Source organism: Haliscomenobacter sp. (genome assembly GCF_965225875.1).
Classification (GTDB): Bacteria; Bacteroidota; Bacteroidia; order Chitinophagales; family Saprospiraceae; genus Haliscomenobacter.
Genome location: NZ_CBDDBS010000003.1, coordinates 2,592,802 through 2,613,117 on the forward strand (window position 1 = coordinate 2,592,802; position 20,316 = coordinate 2,613,117).

Genomic DNA, 20,316 nt, shown 5'->3' on the forward strand with positions numbered 1-20,316 from the left:
TACTTAACCTTTATAATCGATGTTAGAACAAATAAGCATTGCTGATTTTCAGCCTCATCTGAATGAAACTTTTTCCATTCGGTTTACTCCTGAAGCGACCCATCCGGCGCAATTGACACAAGTTACGCCCTGGAGTCACGGATCGGATAAATACCGACAACCCTTTACCTTGGAGCTCGAAACTGATCTAAAAGGCCAGTACTACCTCCAGGGGATGTTCGTTTTGGTTCACCCCGAGCACGGAGACTTGGAACTGTTTATGGTTCCGATTGGCCCCGGGGGGAATGGGATGAGGTATGAGGTGGTGTTTAGCTAAAAGTAAAAGGGCTGTTTCGAAAACCATACGAAACAGCCCTTTTGCTTTTAACTTTCATCCCCAATAAACTGGACTTTATAGACAGTGGCTCCCGCCTTCAAAGCCAGGACGGCTCCTACCACAAGAGGGCCAATCGGCTGGGCCTTCAACACCATCATTTTGACGGGTGCCAATTTCCACATTCCGGCGATGCCGAACGTCAGGTCAAAGTAAGCCATCACATATTTTTCGGTCGTTGTTTTGGCAGATTTATGGGCCAAAACAACTGTAGCAATCCCCGATAACAGCCCAATTGGTGGCATGAGGTAGCCGGATAAAAAGTTCATTACTTTCTTTTCCTGCTTCGGGTTTTGTTTAAGCAAAAGAAAAAACAAAATCCCTATCGCCGCTAGATGCGCAGCGACCAGTCCAAAAATTGCCCATTTTACCACTTTGTTGTTGCTCTTGATGATGTCTTCGTAGTATAAGTCGTAATAATAAACCATGGTCAAACCATTACTTAGCAAACTGGAAACAGAGCTGATTTTGGAAAGGGTTTCATAAGCTCCCGTCAATGGCAATTGCTCATCATTGTCATCCAATACCATTTGTTTGGGGATGAGGATGATTTCTATGACCGTCTGAATCAGCGTTGCAGCGGCGGAAAAGTAGCCTTTTACAGCAGTGAATTCGTTCATGTTTTGTAGGATTTAGGGATTAAAAAGAAAGTTTAAGTTCAAAGGCGGTTTTGCCAGATTCGATGAACTTTTGTTTGTCTACCTTCTTAAAAGGCGCGTCTCCTTCGCCAATTTTGTACATCACCGTGGCGGGAATGGCAATGAGCAGGCAAATCACATCGATCAGGCTCAGGCCGCTGCCACTGATTTTTTTGTACAGTGCCGAGAAAAAGGGGATTTCCAGTTCTTCCGCCAGCACATCCCGCACCAAGCTCACTGCTGCTTTTAAGCCCTCAAATAGTATGTGTAAAATGTCCCGCACAATTTCCAGCCCGATATTCGCCAAAGAAAGTGCCAGGTATTTTAAAAGATCAGCAATGGTTATTTCTCCCTTAAAAAAGGCCATAAATTTCTCTCCCAGGCCCTTAAATGTATCCGCTAACAATTGAGGGTACTTTTGGAAATAAGGCAAAAGTTTTTGGAAAGTATCCGACAAGCCGTCTTGTAGCACAGCAGGAATGTTGGCTCCTCCCCCACTCGACTGGCTTTGGGCAACGTAAGACTTTTTGGAATTGACCCATTCATTGCGGCTGTCGTTGCCAGCCGATTTGGCGGTACTGCGCGCATCCTGAATTTTGTCGAACTCCAGTTGATCTTTTACGTTGTTTTGGATGTCTTGCAATACTTTGTCTACGTAATCTTGCAGTACAGCAATGTTGTTTTTAAAACTGTCCACCATGTTAAGGGTGTAGGCTTTGAGGGTGTTCTTGGTCTCCAGAATGTCGTCCCAATTGAAAAGGAATGCCAAAAATTCATAGAGATTTTTAAAAAAGACCTTGATTTTTTCAAAGACTTTTTCGGCAAAAGCCACTACCGCTTTGGCAGTTTCCACAATAAAATCAAGGATGGCATTGCCAATTTTAACCACAAAACGATACACTTCACCAGCTGCCGAAACCGCAAAGTCAAGCAATTCTACAAAGCCTTTTTTGAGGCTGTGGAACAGGTCACCCAAAGCATTGGCAGCACTGTCGATAAAAGAAGCAGGTGCAGATACAGTGGCAGCAAAATTGACGCTCAATAGTTCACGGCCAGCTGTCGCAGTTGCTACAGCGGAATTGGAGCGAAGCCGAGGCGCTTTTTGCTCCACCTTGTCCGCTACTTTAGCCAGCTCCTGAACAGATTGGGCGACTTTATTGAGGGTAGCGTCATCATGGGTTCCGGTCAGTAAAGCTTTGCCTTGTTCATTTTTGGCATTGCGCAAACCTTCTTTAGAGCCCAGTTTTTGCTGTAAAGTCGACATTACTCCTTTGACCGGATCAATTTCTAGGGTGCCATCGATAAAGTCGGCACTGAGTTGGAGTTTGGGTGCCGCCAAGGATTGAGTAGGATAAACAATATTAAAGCTGAACTCCTCTGCCTTCAACAAAATGGGTTCTCCCGCAATCAAAAAACGGCGGCGGTTATTGATGTACAAAGCGGTATTTTCTGCTGCCGTAAGCTGTATGGTTTTGCCCATGAGCAATTCCACCTTGTCGGCTTCCAGCCTGATGTCAACCGTATAACTATCAATGCTGCGGACCTGATTCAGGTTGGGCACATTGAGGTAATGTTCGTGCCAGTGGGTGCTGACGCGGTCCTGCCAGAAGTGGATCAAACCCAGTGGATCGCCCTCATTGACTTGCCCCATAAGATAGAGTTGGTTGACCAGGTTTTTGCCACGTACGCTTTCGAATTCATCTACGTAATTGTGCATTTGTAAAGGAGCAGTCCATTTTCGCTCGGCCGATAGCGTACAACCATCTTTTTCATAGCCTTGATTGCTCAAATAATAAAGCCCACCAATCCCATGCTGCTTGCCCAACACCCAAATGCTAGCTAAATCACCTTGTTTGGCACAGTCAATTTTGAAATATTCTCGAGGATCAGTGCCCGAAACAATGGTTTCTGGGTTTTCATCTACAAAGGGGAAGCAAAAAATGCCCTTTCCTGCTGTATACACCACGCTGTTGCCCTCGGCATTGTATTGTACATCGAAGGCATTGATATTGGCTCCAGTGTTGAGGCGATGCTGTAAAACCTCGCCGTATTCATCTGGTTCCAGGGATTGAAAAAGGAGTGTTTTATTGTTTTGAATGTAATACAACAAAAAGACACCATATTGATCGTAGGCTTTTCCCAGTGCAATTTGTTGAGCTTGTTCGCCATTTTCTGGCAGGGTATAACTGCGGGGCTGCTCTGAATATTTGAAGTAATGATGCGCAGCATCGGTGTTGGTAAAATGGGTGCTGAACAGTACCCCCTGGGCATCCATGGTGATGTGGTCTATGATGCGCTCTTTATGTTCAAGGGTTTTATTGGCCCAGGCAAAATTAAGGTCCCATTTGTCCAGGTTAACCTTACTCAGATCAAAAGCTTCGGACACCAGTAACTCCGAGGTGTTGTTTTTCCGGCGGGCATAGGCTAAAGTGAGGTTGTTACTGGATTCATTGTGGTACAGCGCAAAGGCGGTTACTTCATAAGCCTCCGGCGAAAGGGTATTGAGCATCCAGGCGGAATTGGAATCAGCCGAATGGGAAAGCACTTTGAACGAGCCCTTTTTGTCGATAAAAAACAAGGCTGCAAAATCTTCACTGGTTTTGACTGCCTTAAGCCCTTTACTGGATTCGAGTGTACTTTCGGCAATATGATTTTCCATCAATAAGGCGTGGTAATTGATGTTTACGCCTGAGGATTGTGGCAAATTTTGTTTGTTGTCCATTTCTTTTAAGGATTAAGTGTTCAGGAATTAGGAAGGCTTTCAGGTGCATAAGCAATGTCAAAAAGGATAGCGTCCTGATCATCCTGCTTTCTGGTCAAAAGGCGCAAGGTTTTGAAGGTAAATACATTGCTGCCAGGAAGAATCACTTTGGTATTCAATTCGCCTAGGTCATCCAGGCGGAAATTATCCATGGTTTTATCATCGATGTTTTTGGCAAAATCCATTTCTTTCATCAATAAAAATGGAGCCAAAATATTCATGGATAAAGCATCTATTATACCCAGCAAAATATCTTTGACGACATCTCCTGGGTTGGTATATTCAGGCATTTCGGTGTCCTTGGCAATAAAAGGTTTTTCATAAAATGATTCAGCCATAAGTTGTCCCTGCGTAGATGCGGACACCAGAATCGACAATTTTCCTTTTTTGCTGGAATGTTCGTTGAGTTTAAAAGCGCCACTGGTGGAGAAACGTTGATCCATCCCGATGGTCCCAACGTCAATAAAGCCTAGGATTTTCTTCTCCACTTCCTTATGCAGGGAGCCTTTTATTTCAATGTCCCAGGAAATGAGGATTCCCCGTTTCTCGGTGGTCCCTTCAGTAATTTTCCGGTTATTTAAATAAAAATTTGCGCTAAATCCGTCCTTCGCCACCTTGTAGGTTAAATCTGTTCGGTTGTACGAAAAGCCAACAAAAATGCTGCGCAAGGATTTCCCAAAAGCTTCTGCAATCTGAGGGGTAAGCACCTCATCAACATACTTGGTCATAAACATCTGGTAATTGATCCCCATCACCCCATTTACAGTTGGTGATTTATCCAGCGCATCTTCAATCAAACTTTTGGGCAACATGCCACGGCGCTGGTCGATGGGCAAGGCGTGGTTATCGACCTGCATCAAAAAATTGAAGGCATTGGACCGTTCTTCGGTACTGAAAGAAGTAGAATAAGTAGCTGTCGTGGGCTGGAGTAAGGCATCACGCGTAGCGACTTTACGCTGGATGCTATACCCGAGGATATAAGGATTGTCGGTACGGGCGACTATTTTTGAAAAATAATTGGTCAGGGTAATTTGCAGTGTGGTACTATCGGTAAGAATGATACTTCTGGTTTTATCGTATTGAGCGATGTTGGCGTTTTGGAAATCGAGAAACAGGGATTCAATGCGAAAAATATCGTCGGAAATGTCATTCAACACCAATTTATCCTGTTCGGTATCGCCCAGGATTACATCGGCTTTTTTGACAATTTTATTGGCCACCGGCACCGTAAAAACGTATTTGCTGCCATCAATTTTATCAACTTTGATCACCCCATCTTTTTTATAGCTGAGGGTGCCTGTTTTGATAGGTATTTCAAAGTAAAGCTTGTTGGACTCGCCTTTGATTAGCCAAACTTTAGGGGGATCAATTTCACAATCCAGGGCACAATGGAAAATAGAGTATTTGCTTTTTTCATCCATCAGCTTCACGAGCTCAACTTTTCGCTTTTGCCATGCTTTGATATTAATTAAGTCTGGCTCGTCCTTTTCCACTTCAGCCGTGATTTTTGCATCTATTGCTTTAAATTCATCTTCCAGCGTATGGTCCAAACTATTTTTCCAGGCACTCAATGCAGTGGCAAAATTTGGATCTGTCCCATTGAGCGTTTTATAGCCGTCCAAGTCGCTCAAAAATTTCCAATCTTTTTTGATGATGCCTTTTTTTTGCAAAAAAGCAAATTGGGAATTGATTTTGGAAGTCGACAGGGCTAAGGTCATGTCGAACAAGCCCAGGTTTGCATTCATAGTTTTTGGTTGTAGGAAATGAAAAAATAAGACAATCCTTAAGTAATGGAACTGTATCAAGTGAGCCTCAACAAATGCTGCTCTTCCGCATAAGGCAAAAAGAAAAGCAAATCTGCTTTAAGTTCTCCTGCGGATTTGATGCCTGTTGATTGTATTTTTTCCAGGGTTTCGTGCAGTGTGCAGCCGGATTGCAGGTAATTAAGCAAAGCATACTGCCAATGTTCCAAGTTTGTTTTGAACAAACGATAGTTGCGCCGACTGAGGGTCAGGTACGTTTTTTGCAAAACGGGCAGTTGTCGCTCTGCGATCGGCTGAGGGGCGTCCATAAAAGCACATAGATCAAAACTGGCTTCCAGCAAACGCAAACACTTGGGTACCTCTACACCAAGATTATCCCCCAAGCCCATCCAGATGTTCCCGATTGGCCTTTTTTGTGCTGGGTCTCGACTTTCAAAGCCACGATCGGTGGCCACTTCGATCATTAAACGCTCCAGGCAGGCCAATTCATAGGGAAAACGATAGCGCTGCCATTCAGCCTCGGTTTGAGCGGGTGGGGTCATTTGTAATAAAAACGCGGGGAAATTTTTACTAAAATCCAATAAAGAATAGGATTTTGATCCCACCGAATAGATGTACCCACGGGCAAAAATGCCAAATACTTCATCACTCAAAAAAGCCCTCAAAACCGGAAAATCCCCCTGTAAACACTCCAACAAACGCAGGTAATAACCCGAGGTGTACACCCGCAAGCGTTGTTCAGGTGGCACCCCATTGCTTTTGATGATCTGCGGGAGTCCCTCAATCACGACGCTGGGCTGCTGCTCGGTAGCTTTACCGGTTAGTTGGGCTTGGAGCCAGGCTTGGAGGTCGGCAAGATGGGTCATGCTGCTTCGATGCTTGTTCTGACTAAAGGGTTAGACACAATGGGTTCATGGCTGCCCACAACTTGCACTTGTGGGAATTCATTTTGCATTACCCGTTTCGCTTTCATCAATTCATCCACCAAAGCCTCATATTCGGGAATATCGGCATCCCACTCCAACAAAGTAGAAACCCCACCCGTCAGCTCCTGGGCAACTTTGTACAAGCGCCATACCTCGGTGGGAACAGGTTTATCGTGGGTATCGATCAAAAAACCCTCATAATCGGTGGGGCCGGCGAGGTGAATTTGTACAATGCGCTCGTGGGGTAAATGGTGGATGTAGGTGTACGGATCATACCCATGGTTGTTGGCGGAAACGTATACATTGTTCACATCCAACAACAAGCCGCAGCCACTTGCGCGGGATAGTTCGCTCAAAAAGTCCCACTCGGTGAAGGTTGAACATTGGTATTCCAGGTATGTAGAGGGGTTTTCAAGAATCAGGGGGCGTTCCAAAAAATCTTGTACTTGTTTTACACGATTGATTACATGCTCCAGGCTTTCTTCGGTCAGGGCAATGGGCAACAAATCGTGGGTATTGACATGGTTGATGCCCGTCCAGCACAAGTGATCCGAGACCCAGGCAGGTTTGAGTTGGGCAGCCAGGTTTTTCAGTTTTTGCAGGTACTCCAGGTTCAACGGCGAAGTACTACCAATAGACAAGGATACCCCGTGCATGACCAAAGGCACCCGCTCCGCAATTTGATCGAGGGCATAACGCTGAAAACCATGATTGTCCAGGTAGTTTTCAGAGATCACCTCAAACCAGTCCACGATGGGATCATTCTGCAAGAGGTAAGGGATGTGTTTGCTGCGTAAACCGAGGCCGAGGCCGAGATTGGGCAAGCCCAGCCGATGGGAAAATCCTTCCATAGGAGATAGGTGTTGAGTGTTTTGTTGGCATCAGCCTGCCTTGAAAAGCAGGGCCACTCAGTTCTGTTTTAGCTGGTACAAGTCTCCAGACTTGTACCAGCATTTTCGCGTCTCTGACGCATGAGCAACGCGAAAATATTGAGCAAACACACGTCAGAGACGTGTTAATAATGGTACAAGTCTGGAGACTTGTACCAGCGCCAGCGCCCAAAATTAGAACTGATCGACCCTGCTTTGAAAAGGCCGAGCTGATACCAACAGCATTCAATCTTCAAAATGATTGTTGTGTGCTACATCTACGTTGAAGGTGGAAACGCCAGGCGATATACACTGTTGGCTGGTTTTTCCGGCACCGGCTGTTTGCGGTGTTGCAGCACTTCGGTGTAAACGGACCAGGCTTTGTCGTACACATTTTCTCCCAGGTTGTAGGTTGTGGTACCGATCAGTTGGCCGTCGATTATGGGTGGGAAGCCACAAGTACCAGGCTTTCGGCCAAAATCATACACATTCATTTCCCCTTTAGGTTTGGGGAAAAGCTGAGAAGCCGAGATTGGTACTGCGCAGCCACCCAGGCTACCACAATTGTTGTTGGATGGCGCACTGAAGTACTGCGGCCCAGTTGGGGTTGGGTTGCCAGAGGCCCGGCAATTGCCCCCGGAACTGATGTTTTGGACAAAACCACAACCACCTTCAGCCCGGCATTGGTTGGAACCTCTACAGGTATGGTAAATGCCCACTTGTGCACAATCATTAGGATCTTCTGCGGAGTTGCCCGTATAGTTCAAAGCCTGGCAAGCGTGGTTGAGCACATGAGGATTGCGCTTTTCATCTGGCTCCAGCCCTTTGGTAATATCGGGCAGTTTACCAAAAATAGCCCAACAGATGGACATGCGGTCACCAGAACCCGACATGGATGGGTATGGAAAAGTAGCTTTGGCTTTATTGGGGCCATTGGCATCAAAAGTCCAATAATCATTCAAAACCGAGACGATCCCCCAGATTGCCCCGGTAGCCGCCTTGTACATGCGGGGGTAGGCTTTTTCTTCATCCGCTTTCAGGATGCACATTGCATCTGCTACCTCTTCCGGACGCGGTAGCTGGTCCTGGAATTGGTTGTTGACATAGTCTTTTGCCACAAGCAACTCCGTGGACCAGGAATGGCCGTGGGCATGCCAGGTTTTCCAGGTGATGAAATCCGGGTTTTGCATCAGTTTTTCGATCTCCTGGAAAAGTTCTTCATGGTCCAGGTTGGTGTTTTCCACCCTGGCACGCGCCGTGGCATCATTGGAGTAATTCAGCTGATTTCCTTCGTCATCATAAGATGGATAAGACTTTTGCAAAACATGCAAGCTAGCCTGAAACTCCGGCTGGACGGCCATTTCCATACCCTCTGGTAAAGCATCTTCCATAAACGAGGCGGCAACTTCGCTGCCCTCGCCCTGATCGGTAATCGCATTGATGATTTTAGCAATTTCCATCAGGAGTTGGTTGCGCGCCTCCGTATCGATGGTTGCACTAAAGCCCGGATACTCCATTTCGGTTTGATTATTGGAATCCGTATACTGAAAGAGGTTTTGTTGGGGCTCTTGATTGGGCTTTTGCTGAATGATGTAATCCAATAAAATGCCATCCTTATAGGGTAGTTTTAGGTATTTCCACAAACAGGAATACATGTGCCCAATGGAGCCAAACATCGGCAGGGCTTGTCCAGGCTGCCATCCTTTGAATGGTACATCGGGGAAATATTTGTACCTTTCAGAAGGCTTGATGTTCTCCCGAGCAGCCTCCTCAGGAGCTTCAATGGCCAGAAAAAGTTTGATTTGCTCCGCGTTGAGGTCATCCAGTTTAACCTCGATCTCACTGGTGTTAATGGTGTCTTTTAAGTCTACGACGTAGGGAATAACGGAGCCATTGTAACATTTCCAGGCGTAAGTTTCTGCATCCACCAAATCCGGGTGCGTAAAAGTAGGTTGAACCCCCAGAGCCTTGGCCAGGTTTCCAGCCATTTGCAAATGCAACATTTCTTCAATAAAAACTTTGAAGATTTTATTGAAGATTTCATTGTTGGTGGCAGAAAAAAGGGATTGGTCGTAGGGCAATTTGTCGGCCTGCGTGTAAGGCCACTGATCGGGAAAGGCGCTGGTCTTGAGGCCTGGCCACCAACGCCCTCGATAAAAAGGGTTTTCACTGGTGATTTGGTGGGTGCCCACCAGCGAATACAGGGAACACATGTACAGAGGAATGGTAAACTCCTCTACGTTAATAGCTGCCTGAACAATAGCTTTTACAGCATTGTAGTGCAATTCCTGGGTGTCATCAGATTGCACAGGGATGGCAGCTCCAATAAAATTGGAGACGTCCATAGTTGGGAACTTATTAGGGTGTTAACAAAAACAACAATTGGTAAAACAAGGCGAATCAAATGATGACACAATATAATGTATTTCTTTTTTATTTCACATTGGAATTAAGTATTATTTTATCAAAAAAATTCGCCACGTAGTTCGCCTTGTTCGCCAATCTACTGAATATAGATTTTTTGCACCACTACCCCCAAGTTGCTGCTTACTTTCGCTATGTACACCCCAGTTGCCAAATTTGGATTCAGTTGAATCGTCCGAACGCCCATTTGTTTGGAAAGGTCGGTTGTTAAAATCCGCCGCCCATTCAAGTCCATCAATTCAAAATACTGATAAAAGGACGGTGCGTGCAATTCCACTTTTATAAAACCTTCACTCACCAGGGAAGGATAAATACTGGCCAGGTTTTTGCCAGGCAAAATAGTATTGGTTGAAGTAGTCGCGGCGGGAGTCAGGCGATAAATGCTGCTGCGGGTATTTGAAACCACATAGACTTCACCATCTTCGGTTTCTCCAAAATCCACTACTCCGGTGGGGGAAAGGATTTGGGTAGACACAGTCCAGGCATTCGCGCCATTGGGGATGATTTTGTAAAAAACGCCGGAATAAAAGTCAGCACCTACATAACAACCTTGCAAGCTTGGGTAAGCTTTCCCCCGATACACTACCCCACCGGTAATACTGGCAGCGGGGTTTTGAGAAACGTAAGCATGCGCAGGAAAAACGTAAGTGGAGGCCGCAGCACAACCACTGGTGTTGTAGGTGGCATTGCCCTCGTAACAACGCCAGCCATAGTTGGTCCCCACAAGGGCATTGGCTGCACGGAAATTGATTTCTTCAAAGGAATCCTGGCCAACATCGCCTATCCACATGTCGCCAGTTTGGCGATCAAAACTCCAGCGGTAGGGATTGCGCAAACCCAAGGCGAATACTTCATTGCCAAAGGGGTTTCCGGTCGGGACGCTGTAGTATGGTGGGGTCAGGGAAGTGTTTACATTGAAGCGCAAAATTTTCCCCAGCAATGAGGTGGTTCTTTGGGCATTGCCATTGGGATCGCCTCCACTCCCTCCGTCTCCGGTCGACAAATAGAGGAAACCATCCTTGCCAAAATGCAGTTCCCCTCCGTTGTGGTTGCTAAAGGTAGGGTGTGGGATGGTGATGAGAATGACCCTAGAGTTGGGATCCGCAACATTGGCATCATTGTCACTTATGCGGTAGCGGGAAATCTCCAGGTCACCGGATGCGTTGGTGTAATACACGAAAAAAAAACCGTTGCTTTTGTAGTTGGGATGAAAGGCCATGCTCAACAATCCTCTTTCGCCACTGCTGGTTATATTGGGCACAGTAAGTAGGGTGGCCAGAAATTGAAAACTGGAATCGTACACCCGGATTGTGCCTGCTTTTTGAACGATAAAAATCCTCTTGCTACCATCTCCGGCATTGACCAATTGCATGGGAGCACTGAGCCCTGAAGTTAGCACCGGGCTGAGCGCGATGTTGGGTTGGGCAAAGGTATGGGTACTGATCGTGCAAAAAAGGATGAAGCAAAAGTTGATGCACAGTTTGTGCAGGAGAGAAGTGAGTGACAGATTCTTTTTCATGTTTAATGGTTATTTGGGTGTGTGTAAACTTTTAATCAGGGTCACCCTTGTAAAATAACCATTTTAGCAGCTCTGTTGTTAAAAGAGCCAGAAAATACTGTCGCCTAGTGGCGTATTGTCGATCTTAGGTGATTCCTTAAGTGCCTTAGGTTTCTTAGGTGGTGAATAAAAAGGAATCGCCCGCTACGCATGCTTTTTTCATTTTACCACCTAAGAAACTTTAGGAACCTAAGGGGCACCTCAGGTTATGTCTCTTATAAAATCAAGCTCTTTTTGCCGACATCATCGCCTTAACTGCGCAAAATCCCGTGATTCCCCGCAAGAAGAATAGCAAGCCAAAACCTGCAATCCACCACTGGCCAATAAATCCAGCAGTGATGATTACAGCCATCATCAGGAAATAACTTACGACACATTCGCCAATAGTGAGATTAGGTTCGAAACTCATGATAGTACTGTTTTTGTTTTTTAGTACTCCAAAGGTCGGACCTTGTGGCGGGGTCGGCAATGATTTTTAGTAGGGGTCCAGGGTGATTTTTGGCAGTAGGTGTGGATAGCCAATCATTTCCCATAGCCCAACAAACGGGCGGTTGGCCCCAAAATCCAGCGCAAGGCTTTTTGTACACCCAGTGGAATTTTGCTGTCCCAGGTATCAAAATCGTTCCCTTGCGCGGCCAGGGCGAGCAGGTTTAAAGGCGATTGGGGATTCCCGATTTTATCCATAGCTGAATAAATATTGGTCAATCCATAAGCGAAACTGGCAGTCATCGAAGGGTGCTGATTGGTGACATCGTCCATGATGAGCAGCTTGGCGGTTTCATTAAAAGGCTTGTGGGGGACACCTTTGGGGATGACGATGGTTTCTCCAGCCTGTACGGTTATTTTTTCGCCATTGATCAAAAAGGAAGCGGTTCCTTCTGCAACGGTAAAACTTTCATCAAAATGTTCGTGGATGTGTTCGGGTGGCCCGGCGGCAAAGGGATTTAATTCAGCGCGGCAATAGGCCCAGTTGTTTTCAACTTTTTTGACGATCAGGCTTAAGCCTTCCATTTGGCTCACAAATTTCTGGTTCGGGCTGAAATAGCGGGAAAAGTCTGGTTGCCTCGGTTTGAGGAGGTGGTTGAACAGGATTCCGGTGATCAGGATGTAAGTGATCAGCAAAATGAGGAAGAAAAGCATGATGGTGTTTTTAGGTGTTTGGTATAAGCAGCATTCTTTACTAAAGCTGAATTTCAGCGATAGGACAGAAAAAGTGAAGTGCAGGTGGCAACATGTAAAACTTAAATGAAACCTTGCTAATTTCCTGTTTTGAGCATTTCAATACAAAGTGGAATCAAGGCGATTGAAATGGCTATAAAAATGGCTACTCTAAGGTAGTTCAGCCGCTGCCACTTTGCGGTTTTGGTCGCCAGGTCGCTGACAAACTCCCCAGTTTCAGCGATTTTTTGAAAGGCGATGATGTTGGCGGCAAAGTACAGTACAGTCCAAATCCTCACTGCGAAATGAATACCGAAAAGCAGCAACAAGTAATTTCTGGTCGGCAGCAGGTTCCAACAAGCAATGATCGCCAGGATAAAAGTGACTTCGTGGATGGAGTGAAAAATGACCCAAAAAGATTTCAGACTGGTTCCGGTGCCGTCCAGTAGTAGTTTAAAATTGTCGGGTGGCGATGTCGTCCACTTGGGTACAAAAACGAGGGTTTCAAAAACCTGGGCGCCGTTCATGAGGAAATAAATAAGGGTAGAGAGACAAAGCCAGAACTCAGGTCCTGCCAGCTGATTGATGCTGTCCATTTCTGTGGATTTATTGGTTCAAGGATTGGGTGGTTTCTTCCATGATTTGGATGGCCTCGGTAAAATACCTTTCGATGACCTGGAGCTCCGTTTCGGAAAAGGAAGCAATGAGTTCCAAGGTTTTGGTTTGGAGATCTGCAAACAGTGGTGCCATCAAGTCCATCGCATTTTGTTTCTGCGGAACGATCAAAACCTTGCGTCGGTCGTCTTTGGTGAATTGGCGTTTGACCAGTTCTTTTTTCTCCAATCGGTCAATGAGGCCGGTTACCGCTCCGGTGCTCAGGCCAGTGAGTTGGGCCAAGTCGCCTGCAGTCAGTTCTTTTTTCTGAAGGATCAAGCCGAGGTATTTGTGGTCGGTGCCACTGAGCCCGGCTTTGCGGGCTATTGCTTCGTGCATCAGGATAGATGCATCGGAGTAGGCTCGGCTGAGGCTTCGGAATGCTTCGGTTTTAGGGTTGGTGGTGGTTTTTTTCATTCAAAATAGTTTAGTAAATAAATATCTTAGCAACAAAGATAAATTGCATTGTTTAGACCTCCAAATCTTGTTTGAGAAAATTGGGCTTGATTACGATTGGAAAGGGAGTGGCGAGAAGCCCCGCTAGGGGCGAAATATGGGTAGCCATGGTGATTTCAGATGTTTCCGGAGTCCTATTAGCAACGAGCGTTAAGAAATAATAATGATAATTTTTTACCTTCGATTTAATTCAACCAAAACGGCATGATGGCAACACGGATGCCACGGATGCCACGGATTAGAACGGATTTTGACTCGCCTTCGGCTCGTCCTTTTCCGCCGCAGGCGGAAAAAAATCCGTTTTTATCTGTGGTATCCGTGGCATCCGTGTTGCCATCATGCCGCTTTTAGCAAAGAGAGGCGAAGCCTCAACAGCGCGAAGCGCATTAATATCGTCTTGGTTATATTAAAGGTGTTTCTACCCATATCGCGCCCCTAGCGGGGCTTCCGTTGCGTGAAAAACACATGAGAGTTCCTTCCTTCAAGAGCTCCACAGTTTTTACATGTTTTCTACCTGTCGTTTCAGTACGACAATAGCCGATCTCCAATAAAACTCCATGTGTTTATAAATGGAATAGGTAGGAAAATTGGCGATGCTCAAGTTTAGCGTGGTTTCATCATCAGCAATAGAGCTCAAGTTGAAAGTCAGCCTACAATAATTTTCAGGCTGATCCGGAAGCCGGGAAATGGAACTGAGGTGGGTGTATTCAAAAACCTTTTCGGGTTCGAACTGCACAATAGTACCCTGGTTTTCAAACTTGATCTTGTGTAACTTTCCTTTCGTGACAATCGGGCTGCCAGCTTTCCAATCACTGTAGAACTCCATTTCCATGTCCTGATCCAGCATCCATTGTTGCATCAGATTGAGAGTGGTGAGGTGATTCCAGACGGCAGAAGCGGGAGCATTGATGGTTATGGATTGATGGATGGAGTCGGGAATTTGGGACATAAGTTGGTAGGTCTAAGAAGCTGTTAATGTATACGCTCTAAAAAAATGGTATCGTGCGCAGCATTTTTAATCTCCAGGATTTTTATTTCATAACCTGATTTCGTCAAGGCAAGGGGCATAGGTGGGCAACTAAAGCCACCAGAAATATTGTCCAATCTAAAGTTTCCAGTACTGTCCGTAAAGGTATATATGTTGGTTTTCCCTGCGATTTGTACATAAACACTGTCAATCGTCTTCTTTGTTCGAGTGTCTAAAACGGTGCCCGAAACATTTTGATGACAATCACAAGCACAAAATAGGCAGGCTGTGATCATAAGAAAAACAGGTAGATCCATTTTTCTGGAAAAAGAAGCTTTAGTATTCATAACATAAGTTTGGTGTTTACAGCCTTTTATTATCACAAAGGAAAATACAAGAGTACAAAGGACACAAAGTTAGACCTTGACCTTTCTTTGTGTCCTCTGTGTCCTCTTTTTTGTCCTTTGTGTTTCAAAAATGTCGCTTTGGGAATCCTTTGAAAATTCGAGATAACAGCCCTACGTCAGAGGTAAGTTTTGCCTCTGACAAAGCTCAAAATATTCCTGCAGAGTCATTTTATGCGGCTCAAACTTTTCGGGCAAAATCTCCAGTTTTTTGATCCGATCCAGCCTGAAGACCCTGAAACTCTGACGCAAGCGACAATAAGCCACCAACAACCAATTCTCCTTGGTGTTAAATATGGCAAAGGGTTCTATCGCTCTGGTGCTCGTTTCCTCGCTGTCTGGTTTTTGGTAAACTATTTTGGTTACTTCAAAATTGGTTAAGGCCAATTGCAAACTGGACAAATAATTGCTGGTGCGGTCAAGGTTGTAGTTCTGGCCGATGGCGATGCGGCTCGACAGCAGGTTTACATTCTCCTTGGTATGGTGGCGGAGTACCGACTTGATTTTGTCGATGGCGGCGCTGTATTCTTTGACAAAAGAGGCATCCTTGTTTTTTAATACCAACTGCTCGGCGGTGATCAAGGCGTTGGCCTCCGTTTCGGTGAAAGAAACCGGAGGCAAACGATACCCTTCCATCAGGGAATAGCCCTTTCCTTCCTCCGTCAAAATCGGTACGCCAGATTGTTCCAAAGCCCGAATATCCCGGTAGATCGTCCGAACGCTGACCTGGAATTTTTCGGCCAAAAGGTTTGCGGTGACCAGGCGTTTGGTCTGCAATTGAGTCAGGATTGCGGTCAGGCGGGAAAGGCGTTTGGTGTCGTTTTCAAGCATGGATTATTTCATTATATTTGCCAAAATTAAAAAAATATGGCCTATTCCTTTTCGCCTCGGTGGATGTTTTTACTGTATACGCTCGTTTTACTGATCTCCTTTTCAGGCTGTAAAAAGCAGGCAGACGATACTGTTGTAACGCCCGATGTCCCGAAGGATAAAGACTTCCTGTCGAGGCTGGATATTGCCACCACGGGCAATGCCGCCATCAACTCAACGGATGTTTATGTACCTGCCACCATTTCCATTGATGGTTTGGACGCTTCTGACGATTACAAAGGCAGTGCCCAGATCCGCGGACGGGGCAACTCCACCTGGAACTTCCCCAAAAAGCCCTACAAATTTAAACTGGATGAAAAAGCAGGTCTGATGGGTATGGCATCTGAAAAAGATTGGATCTTGCTGGCCAATTACCTGGATGGAACCCATCTGTTGAATGCAGTGGCCATGAAAGCAGGCCAATTGATTAACCTGCCTTTTACCAATCATATCGAGCCTGTAGAAGTCTACCTGAATGGGCAGTACCAGGGTTTGTACATGCTGACCGAGCAGATTGAAGTGAAGAAAAACCGGGTCAACATTGGCGACAATGGCATCCTGCTGCAATTGGAACAATACTATGATGAGCCCTGGAAATTTAGATCCGCTGGGTATCGCCTTCCAGTGATGGTCATGCACCCCGAATTGACCGATGCGGCAGAACTGGCACCGATAAAAACGCAGTTTGAAGAAATGGAAGCCTTGCTGGCCCGCGCTGATTTTCCGAACAATAATGTGATGGATTATATAGACGCTGAGTCGGTAGCCAATTATTTTTTGGTGAACATGTTATGCGACAACCGCGAACTCAATCACCCCAAAAGTACCTTCCTGTACAAAACCAAAACGGGCAAATGGACCATGGGGCCGATCTGGGATTTTGACTGGGCCTATGCTTATGAAAAGACCCAGAGACACTTTAGCACTTTTGATCAACCCATGCTTTGGTCGCCTCCATCTGATGGCACCCGCTTTTTCACCCGATTGATGGCTGCTCCTGCCGTAAAAACCGCGATGAAGCAAAAGTGGGCCGATTTTAAAACCCAAAAATTACCCGAGTTGCTGACCTACGTCGACCAATATGCTTTACTCATTGAAGGTGCCAGAGGTCGTGATTACCAAAAATGGAAACGGGGAAATGTAGATTTTAAAAATGATGTGGCAACGCTGAAACTGTGGCTGAAGAATAGATCGGTTTATATGGATGAGTTTTTGAGCAGGCTGTAAAAATCGCCTGTAAAAAATAAAGAGAAAGTTCTACAAGCAATCGAACCAGTGAATTATGTAATCTTTTCTGTAAGTTCTGTAACGCTACGGACCTACGGCTGGCCTACCTTTGTAAGCATCACCAGATCTCTCACTGCTTCCCGTTGGTGACCCCCTTACCAATTCGACGACAGTGTAATCTTTCAATTTCTTTGAGGCAAGTGCTTCAAGGCCTGGGTATAATTTGCATGCCTGGAACCTGTTTGAACATTTCTTTTCAATCAAAAATCCAACAGGCTCCCAAAAATGCGACTTATCAACGGCGAAGCCATGTTCTCGGATTATGGATGCATTGAAAAATCCTTTTAAAAATGCGAATTTTTCTCAGCTCAATTTGGATTTTCACGCTGCTTCAAGCCACTACAAGCTGTGTTGCTTACAAACAATTGCTGAATTATCAGGACAACTTTCCTGATAAAACCAAAATGGATGTAAGAAATAAGCCGGATATTCGGATACAGGCCAATGACGTGCTGGGTATAAAAGTATTCAGTACAGAATCAGAACTGGCCGCGCCTTTTAACCTGAATTCTGATCAGCTCAATTCAAATTTAATCAACATCGAGGCCATCCAGCTCAATGGCTACTTGGTAAATCAAAAAGGGGAGATTGATTTTCCGGTTTTGGGCACCCTGCAATGGCAAGGGTTGAGTATTGCGGAAGCGAAGGCGTCATTGTTGCTCAAACTGAAACAGCATTTGAAAGATCCGGTGGTCAATTTAAGGCTGTTGAACTTCCGAGTAACCGTGTCTGGTGAAGTTCGGAGCCCAGGTGCTTTTACCATCCTGAATGAGCGCATTTCCTTGTTGGATGCCCTGGCCCTCGCGGGTGATCTGACCGACTATGCCGATCGAGGGGATGTGTTGCTGGTACGAGAAACCAACGGGGTGCGCTCATTGAATAAAATCAACCTACAATCGGCTGATTTTTTTCAATCGGAGCATTATTACCTGAAACAAAACGACCTAGTTTACGTGAAACCCATCAAGGCCAAGGCCGGTGCTGTTCAGGATCAGACCTCTAAAACCGTGCCCATTGTGACAGCAGTGGCCACCATTGCTGCCGTGTTGATTGCTTTGTTTAGCAATTAATTGGATAAAAAAAGTACCATGAGCGAATTCCAATATCCCAAAGCCATTCTGTTAAACAGCAACCTAGAAGATACATCCGATCGTCAAGTCGATTACCGGGGGCTTTTTTACAATTATGTCCTCAGCAAATGGTACGTCTATTTGATTTTTGGCGTGATCGGCTTGGGGCTTGCCTATTATTTTTATAAAAAACAACAGCCCGTTTATGGGATTATTGCTAAACTTTTGATCCGGGAGCGGGACCAGGACTATGGGCCTACGGAAGATTATTTTAAACGCAACATTAGTTTTTCAGGCACCTCAGAAAAGGCTTCCAATGAAATTGAAATCTTGACTTCCTTATCCTTAATGACTTCGGTGGTAGAGGAGTTAAGGCTGGAAAAGAACTATTTTCGGGAGCATAAACTATCCAATTTGAATTCAAAGGTAATTGCCCGGAGTTACCTGGAAAGCTTGAAGGTAGGATTGTCGGACGAAAAAAATAAATCTTCGGTTTTGGTCTTGAGCTTGCAGGATGCGGTGCCCGAGCGTGGAATCGACGTACTGTCTGTTTTGGTTGAAAAATTCGACCTTTTAAAAAGCCGGGCAAATACGGAAACCACCCTAAAAACGCTGGATTTGCTGGATGGGCGATTGGCGGACATCAGTGCCGATTTGATTGCTGCGGAAAGCACGGTGGAGTCGTACAAATTGAACAATGACATCATTTCAGAAGCCACCACCGATTTGAACATCACCATGGAGGATGTTAGTTACCTCGTAACTGAGCAACGAAACCTTGAGCTCCAATTGAAGATGCTCCAGGTCATGCGATCGGATCTACGGGATACTACTTCCAATCAATTCAATTTGATCCCTATGAATCCTTCGTTGTATGATGGGAGGGTACAAGACCTGATCCAACCTTACAATGATCTGGTGGTGGTAAGAGATAGGCTGTTGCTGAAAGGCCAATTTTCTAACCCGGTTATTCAAGCGAACGATCAAAAATTGAGGAGTTTGCGGTCTTCCATCAACACCGGGGTTGAGCACATGCAGGACGACCTTGGTGCACGATTGAGCAAGGTCAAGGATCAGCACAACAAATCCTTCGGTCGTTTGCGCAGCGTACCCCAAAAAGAAAGAGGCCTCTCCGACCGAATGCGCATCCAGTCGATCAAGGAAAACCTCTACGTCTATTTATTGCAAAAGCGGGAGGAAACGGCACTGTCTATGGTGAGCAACTATACCAATGCCATGCTGATCGACCCGCCGTACAGTACCATTTCGCCCATTGCCCCCAGTAAGGCCAAGATCTTTTTGGCGGCTGCTTTTGGTAGCCAGGCTTTTTCTTTTTTCCTGATTTTATTCTTTGACTTCTTTGTAGGATTGATTAAAACCGAAAAAGACGTCAAACAAATTTTAACCCAAAAGACCATTCTGGGGGTGATTAATCATCAAAAAGGAAAAAACCATAAGTCGCTGTTGGGGCAGCCACAAAACTTGATGACCGAACGTTTCCGAAGCTTGAGGGCCAACCTCCAATTTTACAATCGGGAAAAAACAAAATGCATTTTAGTCTCGTCCAGTACTGCCAACGAAGGAAAAACCTTTGTTGCGTCCAACCTGGCGATGAGTTTTGCGCTGGCTAAAAAGAAAACGATTGTAATTGATTTTGACTTGAGAAAACCCTCAATCGCCAGGTACTTTAAAGGGAACGAGGAGATTGGACTCAGCAATTTCTTCAGGGAAGAATTGGAAATAACCGAGGTCATCCAGGCTTCTACAGATCTGCCGAATCTACATTTCATTTTAGCCGGCCCCATTACGCCAAACCTGGTAGAATTCATCACGGAACAACAACTGGCAGCCCTCTTTTTGTACGTAAAGGGGCAATACGACATCATCATCATCGACAGTTCGCCCATCGGGATCATTTCCGATGGCCTTATGCTCAATGATTATGTGGACAATACCTTGTTCGTAATACGCTCAGGCTTTACCAAAAAAAACATGCTGGAAAAAGCCAGGGAAATATTCGAACAGAACAAAATGGTCAACCCCTCGATCATTTTCAATGGGGTGAAAAAGCAAAATGACGGTTATGACTACGGTTATGACTATAAACAATACAGCTATTCATCAAAGTAAAATCACTA

Annotated in this window: 18 protein-coding genes; 4 read left to right on the plus strand and 14 right to left on the minus strand. The window is 45.4% G+C overall.

The window, feature by feature from the left end; all coding sequences use genetic code 11:
* The first annotated feature begins 19 nt into the window (after window positions 1-19).
* Window positions 20-316 (plus strand): DUF6916 family protein, encoded by a 297-nt coding sequence (locus ACO08K_RS30350; protein WP_421800261.1) that lies wholly within the window; start codon window positions 20-22, stop codon window positions 314-316.
* A gap of 47 nt (window positions 317-363) precedes the next feature.
* Here ACO08K_RS30350 and ACO08K_RS30355 read toward each other — a convergent pair whose 3' ends face one another.
* From ACO08K_RS30355 to ACO08K_RS30420, 14 genes are all read right to left on the minus strand, one after another.
* Entirely contained in the window at window positions 364-993 is a 630-nt protein-coding gene (locus tag ACO08K_RS30355) for a hypothetical protein (RefSeq protein ID WP_421800262.1), read from the minus strand.
* A gap of 19 nt (window positions 994-1,012) precedes the next feature.
* The gene (locus ACO08K_RS30360; protein ID WP_421800263.1) at window positions 1,013-3,733 is read right to left on the minus strand and encodes a hypothetical protein; all 2,721 of its coding nucleotides are present in this window, start codon (window positions 3,731-3,733) and stop codon (window positions 1,013-1,015) included.
* A 20-nt stretch (window positions 3,734-3,753) separates the two neighbouring features.
* Window positions 3,754-5,517 (minus strand): hypothetical protein, encoded by a 1,764-nt coding sequence (locus tag ACO08K_RS30365; protein WP_421800264.1) that lies wholly within the window; start codon window positions 5,515-5,517, stop codon window positions 3,754-3,756.
* A 56-nt stretch (window positions 5,518-5,573) separates the two neighbouring features.
* Complete coding sequence (locus tag ACO08K_RS30370) at window positions 5,574-6,401, minus strand: putative DNA-binding domain-containing protein (RefSeq protein WP_421800265.1); 828 nt, start codon at window positions 6,399-6,401, stop codon at window positions 5,574-5,576.
* Window positions 6,398-7,312 carry a DUF692 domain-containing protein gene (locus tag ACO08K_RS30375; RefSeq protein WP_421800266.1) on the minus strand — a complete coding sequence of 305 codons (915 nt, stop codon included), beginning with the start codon at window positions 7,310-7,312 and terminating at the stop codon, window positions 6,398-6,400. The genes ACO08K_RS30370 and ACO08K_RS30375 overlap by 4 nt, the downstream gene beginning before the upstream one ends.
* Window positions 7,313-7,608: 296 nt before the next feature.
* Window positions 7,609-9,675 (minus strand): ferritin-like domain-containing protein, encoded by a 2,067-nt coding sequence (locus tag ACO08K_RS30380; protein WP_421800267.1) that lies wholly within the window; start codon window positions 9,673-9,675, stop codon window positions 7,609-7,611.
* A gap of 158 nt (window positions 9,676-9,833) precedes the next feature.
* Entirely contained in the window at window positions 9,834-11,273 is a 1,440-nt protein-coding gene (locus tag ACO08K_RS30385) for a PQQ-dependent sugar dehydrogenase (protein ID WP_421800268.1), read from the minus strand.
* A gap of 262 nt (window positions 11,274-11,535) precedes the next feature.
* Window positions 11,536-11,721, minus strand: a complete 186-nt coding sequence (locus ACO08K_RS30390; RefSeq protein WP_421800269.1) for a hypothetical protein — start codon at window positions 11,719-11,721, stop codon at window positions 11,536-11,538.
* Between the two features lie 113 nt (window positions 11,722-11,834).
* Complete coding sequence (locus tag ACO08K_RS30395; protein ID WP_421800270.1) at window positions 11,835-12,452, minus strand: cupin domain-containing protein; 618 nt, start codon at window positions 12,450-12,452, stop codon at window positions 11,835-11,837.
* A gap of 116 nt (window positions 12,453-12,568) precedes the next feature.
* A complete protein-coding gene (locus ACO08K_RS30400; protein WP_421800271.1) occupies window positions 12,569-13,066 on the minus strand; it encodes a transposase in 498 nt (165 codons plus the stop codon).
* Between the two features lie 10 nt (window positions 13,067-13,076).
* Window positions 13,077-13,541: a MarR family winged helix-turn-helix transcriptional regulator gene (locus ACO08K_RS30405; RefSeq protein WP_421800272.1), complete on the minus strand. Its 465-nt coding sequence runs from the start codon at window positions 13,539-13,541 to the stop codon at window positions 13,077-13,079.
* A 538-nt stretch (window positions 13,542-14,079) separates the two neighbouring features.
* Complete coding sequence (locus tag ACO08K_RS30410; protein ID WP_421800273.1) at window positions 14,080-14,529, minus strand: SRPBCC family protein; 450 nt, start codon at window positions 14,527-14,529, stop codon at window positions 14,080-14,082.
* Window positions 14,530-14,552: 23 nt separating this feature from the next.
* Complete coding sequence (locus ACO08K_RS30415; protein ID WP_421800274.1) at window positions 14,553-14,894, minus strand: hypothetical protein; 342 nt, start codon at window positions 14,892-14,894, stop codon at window positions 14,553-14,555.
* Window positions 14,895-15,065: 171 nt separating this feature from the next.
* The gene (locus ACO08K_RS30420) at window positions 15,066-15,782 is read right to left on the minus strand and encodes a helix-turn-helix transcriptional regulator (RefSeq protein WP_421800275.1); all 717 of its coding nucleotides are present in this window, start codon (window positions 15,780-15,782) and stop codon (window positions 15,066-15,068) included.
* Window positions 15,783-15,818: 36 nt separating this feature from the next.
* Here ACO08K_RS30420 and ACO08K_RS30425 point away from each other — a divergent pair, with 36 nt between their 5' ends.
* From ACO08K_RS30425 to ACO08K_RS30435, 3 genes are all read left to right on the plus strand, one after another.
* A complete protein-coding gene (locus ACO08K_RS30425; RefSeq protein ID WP_421800276.1) occupies window positions 15,819-17,048 on the plus strand; it encodes a CotH kinase family protein in 1,230 nt (409 codons plus the stop codon).
* Between the two features lie 350 nt (window positions 17,049-17,398).
* Window positions 17,399-18,178, plus strand: a complete 780-nt coding sequence (locus ACO08K_RS30430) for a polysaccharide biosynthesis/export family protein (RefSeq protein ID WP_421800277.1) — start codon at window positions 17,399-17,401, stop codon at window positions 18,176-18,178.
* An 18-nt stretch (window positions 18,179-18,196) separates the two neighbouring features.
* Complete coding sequence (locus ACO08K_RS30435) at window positions 18,197-20,308, plus strand: GumC family protein (protein ID WP_421800278.1); 2,112 nt, start codon at window positions 18,197-18,199, stop codon at window positions 20,306-20,308.
* Window positions 20,309-20,316: the final 8 nt, after the last annotated feature.